This is a genomic window from Paenibacillus agilis (assembly GCF_007786455.1).
Classification (GTDB): Bacteria; Bacillota; Bacilli; order Paenibacillales; family Paenibacillaceae; genus Paenibacillus_B; species Paenibacillus_B agilis.
In genome coordinates, this window is record NZ_VNJK01000011.1 from 1 (window position 1) to 2,959 (window position 2,959).

The following is a 2,959-nucleotide window of genomic DNA, read 5'->3' on the forward strand; positions in this document are numbered from 1 at the left end:
ATATTCATTAGGATAAGCCCTCGACCTATTAGTATTCGTCAGCTCCACACATTACTGTGCTTCCACCCCGAACCTATCAACCTCGTCGTCTTCAAGGGGTCTTACTAATTGGGAAATCTCATCTTGAGGGGGGCTTCGCGCTTAGATGCTTTCAGCGCTTATCCCTTCCGTACTTGGCTACCCAGCTATGCCTCTGGCGAGACAACTGGTACACCAGCGGTACGTCCATCCCGGTCCTCTCGTACTAAGGACAGCTCCTCTCAAATTTCCTACGCCCGCGACAGATAGGGACCGAACTGTCTCACGACGTTCTGAACCCAGCTCGCGTACCGCTTTAATGGGCGAACAGCCCAACCCTTGGGACCTACTTCAGCCCCAGGATGCGATGAGCCGACATCGAGGTGCCAAACCTCCCCGTCGATGTGGACTCTTGGGGGAGATAAGCCTGTTATCCCCAGGGTAGCTTTTATCCGTTGAGCGATGGCCCTTCCATGCGGTACCACCGGATCACTAAGCCCGACTTTCGTCCCTGCTCGACTTGTAGGTCTCGCAGTCAAGCTCCCTTATGCCTTTGCACTCTTCGAATGATTTCCAACCATTCTGAGGGAACCTTGGGGCGCCTCCGTTACTCTTTAGGAGGCGACCGCCCCAGTCAAACTACCCACCTGACACTGTCCCCGAACCGGATCACGGTCCTAGGTTAGAACTCCGATACGAACAGGGTGGTATCCCAACGGTGCCTCCACCTAAGCTGGCGCTCAGGCTTCTCAGGCTCCCACCTATCCTGTACAGTCCGTACCAAAGTCCAATATCAAGCTGTAGTAAAGCTCCATGGGGTCTTTCCGTCTTGTCGCGGGTAACCTGCATCTTCACAGGTATTAAAATTTCACCGGATCTCTCGTTGAGACAGCGCCCAAGTCGTTACGCCATTCGTGCGGGTCAGAATTTACCTGACAAGGAATTTCGCTACCTTAGGACCGTTATAGTTACGGCCGCCGTTTACTGGGGCTTCGGTTCATAGCTTCGCCTTGCGGCTAACCACTCCCCTTAACCTTCCAGCACCGGGCAGGCGTCAGCCCGTATACTTCGCCTTGCGGCTTCGCACAGACCTGTGTTTTTGCTAAACAGTCGCTTGGGCCTTTTCACTGCGGCCCCCTCGGGCTATTCACCCTACCGAGGCACCCCTTCTCCCGAAGTTACGGGGTCATTTTGCCGAGTTCCTTAACGAGAGTTCTTCCGCGCGCCTTAGAATACTCATCTCGCCTACCTGTGTCGGTTTGCGGTACGGGCACCTTCTCCCTGGCTAGAGGCTTTTCTTGGCAGCCTGAAATCAAGACCTTCGGTACTGTAATTTTCCCTCCCCATCGTAGCCCAGCCTTAATGATGTGCGGATTTGCCTACACATCAGCCTCACTACTTGGACGAGCTATTCCATCAGCTCGCGTCCCTATCCTTCTGCGTCACCCCATTGCTCATAACGGTTTACGGTGGTACTGGAATTTCAACCAGTTGTCCTTCGACTACGCCTTTCGGCCTCGCCTTAGGTCCCGACTTACCCTGGGCGGACGAACCTTCCCCAGGAACCCTTAGGCTTTCGGCGGACATGATTCTCACATGTCTTTTCGTTACTCATACCGGCATTCTCACTTGTGTACAGTCCAGCAGTCCTTACGATCTACCTTCAACCCGGTACACAACGCTCCCCTACCACTGAAACATAGTTTCAATCCATAGCTTCGGCAATATGTTTAGCCCCGTTACATTTTCGGCGCAGAGTCACTCGACCAGTGAGCTATTACGCACTCTTTAAATGGTGGCTGCTTCTAAGCCAACATCCTGGTTGTCTGTGCAACTCCACATCCTTTCCCACTTAACATATATTTAGGGGCCTTAGCTGATGGTCTGGGCTGTTTCCCTCTTGACAATGGATCTTAGCACTCACTGTCTGACTCCCGGATATAAGTCGATGGCATTCGGAGTTTGACTGAGCTTGGTAACCCTTGGCGGGCCCCGCACCCAATCAGTGCTCTACCTCCATGACTCTCAATTCCGAGGCTAGCCCTAAAGCTATTTCGGGGAGAACCAGCTATCTCCGAGTTCGATTGGAATTTCTCCGCTACCCCCACCTCATCCCCGCATTTTTCAACATGCGTGGGTTCGGGCCTCCAGTGCGTGTTACCGCACCTTCACCCTGGACAGGGGTAGATCACACGGTTTCGGGTCTACGCCTACGTACTATGTCGCCCTATTCAGACTCGCTTTCGCTTCGGCTACGGCTTTTCACCTTAACCTTGCACGCAAACGTAACTCGCCGGTTCATTCTACAAAAGGCACGCCATCACCCATGAATAGGGCTCTGACTTCTTGTAAGCACACGGTTTCAGGTTCTATTTCACTCCCCTTCCGGGGTGCTTTTCACCTTTCCCTCACGGTACTGCTTCACTATCGGTCGCCAGGTAGTATTTAGCCTTAGCAGATGGTCCTGCCAGATTCCCACGGGGTTTCACGTGACCCGCGGTACTCGGGGTTGGTCTCGGAGAGCAGTTATTTTCAAGTACAGGGCTGTTACCTTCTATGGCGGGCCTTTCCAGACCTCTTCGTTTAATAACCGCTTTTCTTACTCCTAATGAGACGCCCCACAACCCCAAAGAGCAAGCTCTTTGGTTTAGGCTCTTCCGCGTTCGCTCGCCGCTACTGACGGAATCACTATTGTTTTCTCTTCCTCAGGGTACTTAGATGTTTCAGTTCCCCTGGTATGCCATCTTATACCCTATGTATTCAGGTATAAGTAACTGCCCATTACGACAGCTAGGTTTCCCCATTCGGACACCCCCGGATCAAAGCTTGCTTACAGCTCCCCGAGGCATTTCGTCGTTCGCCACGTCCTTCATCGGCTCCTGGCGCCTAGGCATCCTCCGTGCGCTCTTAATAGCTTAACCATGCTATTTGTTAAAAGTGT

Annotated in this window: 1 rRNA gene; it reads right to left on the minus strand. The window is 52.8% G+C overall.

Annotated elements, in window-relative coordinates:
* Positions 1-8: 8 nt before the first annotated feature.
* A 23S ribosomal RNA gene (locus FPZ44_RS26260) occupies positions 9-2,939 on the minus strand.
* Between the last annotated feature and the right edge of the window lie 20 nt (positions 2,940-2,959).